This is a genomic window from Campylobacter troglodytis (genome assembly GCF_006864425.1).
GTDB classification, from domain to species: domain Bacteria; phylum Campylobacterota; class Campylobacteria; order Campylobacterales; family Campylobacteraceae; genus Campylobacter_D; species Campylobacter_D troglodytis.
On the sequence record NZ_QHLI01000105.1, the window covers coordinates 1 to 3895 of the forward strand.

Sequence of the window (3895 nt, forward strand, 5' to 3'; positions counted from 1 at the left end):
TAAAAAGACACCTGTGTTTTTACTTCGTGATACTCGTCTTGTAACTGCAAGCAAAAGGCTTGTTAAAACACAACGGCTTGTCTATACGCTCAAGCACTTACTCTGCCAAAGAGTTGCTACCTATCATAAAGGACTTTTCATAGCTTAAAGAAAGTGAAATTTACAGCGATGGACTAAAATTCTATGATGGTTTGGTGGATTTTTTGCTTCGTTTCGTCTTGCAACTGCGTAGTAGAAGGAGCAAAGTTACAGGGTAAAACACTCTAAAAATGAGTTTGCAAACGGACGAAATCATATCAACAAAATTGTGAATTTCTGAGGACCTTACAAAGGCTAGATTAAGTCAGTTTCACGGCAAAGGAATTTTTCTACCTTCATTTGAAGGAAACTGAATTTAGATCTAATGTCAAGGTTAAAAACGAAACTTTTTATAAAATTTTGTTAAAATGGCTTAGGAAAAATCCTAGGTCATTTTAGCTAAAAGTATCAATCGCCAATTTTTAATAAGGCTTGCTAGACACATTTACACAGTATTTAAATTCACAGCTTTAATTAAATTTAGCCTCATTTATTTCATAGCTTAGAAGATCTAAAATCAAAATGCAAGAATTTACACAAAAAAATAATTTTAAGTTTATAAGATAAATTAAATTTTACACTCAAAAGAAACAGTTTATAAATGGATACAAAAATATAAAAAGAGCTAAATTTTTTCTAGCATTTTAGCCTAAATTTTTAAAGAAAATTTAAAAACAACTTAGCCTTAAAGCTTTTTATATATGAAATTTAAAGGCTTTTAAAGAAAATTTTAAAAGTTATAAAAAGAAACAAAAATTTTTTAATATTAAATTTTTTTGCATAAAATGTATATTTTGCTTCAAAAATTCTTAGCTAAATTTCTTAAATATTGATAAAATAAAATAACTTAAAAAATTCTTAATACAAATTTATTTGTCAAAATTTAAGCTTTTTGTTTAAAATTGTGTATAATTTGATACCAAAATTTATTTAAAGGAGCCTAAATGCGAGTTTATAACGATGTTACAGAGCTTATCGGCAAGACAGCTCTTGTTGCCCTAAAGGGCTTTGGTGAAAATTTATATGGAAAGTGTGAATTTTTAAATCCAAGCCATTCTATTAAAGATAGAGCAGGCTATGCTATGATAAAGGATGCCTTAGATAGTGGTAAGATCAACAAAGACACCACTTTAATTGAATGCACCAGCGGAAATATGGGCATATCCTTGGCTATGGTAGCTGCTACTTTGGGACTTAAAATAATCTTTACCATGCCTGAATCCATGAGCATTGAGAGGAGAAAGATCATGCTCTTGTATGGTGCAAGGCTTGAATTAACCCCAGCTAGCGAAGGTATGAAGGGTGCTTATGATAGGGCTTTGGCTTTGCAAAAGGAGATAGCAAATTCCTTTATACCCTCACAGTTTGAAAATCTTGCTAATAAAAATACCCACCGTGAAAATACAGCCATTGAGATCCTAGATGACTTAGATGGTAAGATAGATATTTTTGTAGCAGGCTTTGGCACAAGTGGCACCATAAGCGGTGTTGGCGAGGTTTTAAAAGAAAGGCTAGGCTCGAAGGTAAAGATAGTAGCCGTAGAACCAGCCGCCTCTCCTCTTCTTAGTGAGGGCAAGGCAGGAGGGCATAAAATTCAAGGCATAGGTGCGAATTTCATCCCCAAGCTCTTAAATAAAACTGTTATAGATGAGATTAGAACAGTTAGTAATGAGGATGCCATAAGCACAGCAAGGCAACTAGCCCTTAAAAACGGCTTAATGGTAGGCATTTCAAGCGGTGCAAATGTCTTTGTATCAAGCCTCATAGCAAAGGAAAATCCAGGCAAGATCATAGTTACTATGCTAAATGACACGGCTGAGAGGTATTTATCAACCGATCTTTTTGCTGGAATTTAGCCGAAGTCTTTGTTCTTTTGAGCTATCTAAATTCACAAGGGTGCTAAAATCCTAGTAAGAAAACTTGCTAGGATTTTGGATAAAATTAGTTAAATTTCACAAAGTTTCTTATCAATTTGAAGAAATTGCAATGAGAGCGTTTGTTTAGCGTTCTTTGCAAGACTTTAAAGCTCTTAGTATTTTAAAATTACAAGCTTAAATCATTGAAAGCTTTAAAATTATTTAGTTTAAACTAAGCATCTTAAAGCCTTTTCATAAAAATCATTTAACTTTATATTGCACATTCAAAGATTAAAAATATTAGACTTAATTAAAGTCTTTAAATTCACAAGCTTAAGCCCGGCTTTCTTTGCTTAAATTACAAAATTTAAGCTTTTGGATCAATTAAACTTAATAGAATTTTCTCTTATCAACTTTAATATATTTTGATAAAAATTTTGTCTTACAATTTTTATCTCAACTCTATTTCTTTATAAATGAAACACAAAATTTTTTGGCTCAAGATACTTTAATAGGATTTTTTCTTATCAACTTTAATAAAATTTGATAAAGATTTCGTTCTAAATTTTTTCGTCTTAACTCTGTTTCTTTTAAGTGAAGGGCAAAATTTTCTCTTTTGTGCTTTTAAATTTAGCAAGTGTCAACTTTGCAAAGCCCCAAAAATTTTCTATTTCGTTAATGTGGTTTCGTCCATTTGCAAACTCATTTTTGCTATGTTTTACTCGGCAATGATTTGCATCTTCTTGCAAAGTTGCAAGACAAAACGAAGCAAAAAATCCACCAAGCCATCATAAGCTTTGAAGCTATCACTATAAATTTCACACTCGTTAAGTTCTGCAAAGTCCTAGGCAACACTCTTTGGCAGAGCAATGCTTAACGACCCGTGTATAAACACAGCCGTTGAGTTTTAACATTCATTCTCGCAAAGGGACAAGACGAGTAACACGAAGTAAAAACACAGGCGTTTTCTTGTCAGCCCCATGCCCACGCTTGCCACGAACACGCTTTGCACCTTCTGCTTACAGTTGCGAGCCGTAAGGCGAAGTAAAAAATAACTCTCATCAACTTCAATCTCACCGCTGAGATTTTTTCACACTCTTTGGCTATCAAAATGCGAATTTTACGCAAAATTCTATTCACACAAACACGATAAATTTTGCAAATTTCAGCGATTTTTTTGCCTTTAAATCAAGGCTTCTTGCAAAGTTGCAAGACGAGTAGCACGAAGCAAAAAAAATACTTCGTAATTCCTTCAATTTCTTTTGAGACAATTTGGGAATGAAACATATATTTATTTTTCATCTAACTCTTTATACTTTAAAATGATCTTGTATCAAATTAAAGTATCTTGAGCCAAATTTTATTTATTTATCCATTAAATTCAGTAAGTAGAAAGTTTGCATAAACCGTTTGACTACGCAGTTGCAAGTGTAGCAAAAATGATTCTTATCAACTTCAAACTTTTTATTAAAGCAACTTAGTCTTTCTTGTTTTCTAAAAAAAGCTCGTTTTGTTGATTTTTCACACTAAGCAAATGATCAAAATGCAAAATTTCAGCGAACTTATATTTATGTAAGGACGAATTATTTTGCAAAGTTCAAAGATTTTTATGGCTTTAATATATAATTTTCTTGCAAGGCTGCGAGTGCAAGAAAGTAAAAAAATCCTTCAAAATTTCCCTTAAATTTGGCGAAATTCTAAAATGAAACATATGCTTGTTTTTCACCTTGTAAATCATAACTTGAAACTCCTTTGCTAGAGTTCAAGCTGTCTTGTGCCTTTTCATTTAACTATTCATACTTTAAAATGATCTTAGAACAAATTAAAATATCTTGAGTCTTATAAAAAAGCTAAGTTTTCTAAAAATTCAAGCTAAAACACAAAAATCTTGCTAAAATTTAAAACTTGAATTTAACAAATAACAATGTCAAAAATTTAAAAAGCTAAGAGACTAAAATGCC

General features: G+C 31.6%; 1 protein-coding gene and 2 pseudogenes. 2 read left to right on the forward strand and 1 reads right to left on the reverse strand.

The window, feature by feature from the left end; genetic code table 11:
* Window positions 1–146 precede the first annotated feature (146 nt).
* A pseudogene (locus DMC01_RS15505) lies at window positions 147–477 on the forward strand (hypothetical protein); the annotation flags it as partial.
* 545 nt (window positions 478–1022) lie between these two features.
* The gene (gene cysK / locus DMC01_RS12070; protein ID WP_142694438.1) at window positions 1023–1934 is read left to right on the forward strand and encodes a cysteine synthase A; all 912 of its coding nucleotides are present in this window, start codon (window positions 1023–1025) and stop codon (window positions 1932–1934) included.
* Window positions 1935–2432: 498 nt separating this feature from the next.
* Here cysK and DMC01_RS15510 read toward each other — a convergent pair.
* Window positions 2433–3236: pseudogene (locus tag DMC01_RS15510) on the reverse strand (IS1595 family transposase).
* Window positions 3237–3895: the final 659 nt, after the last annotated feature.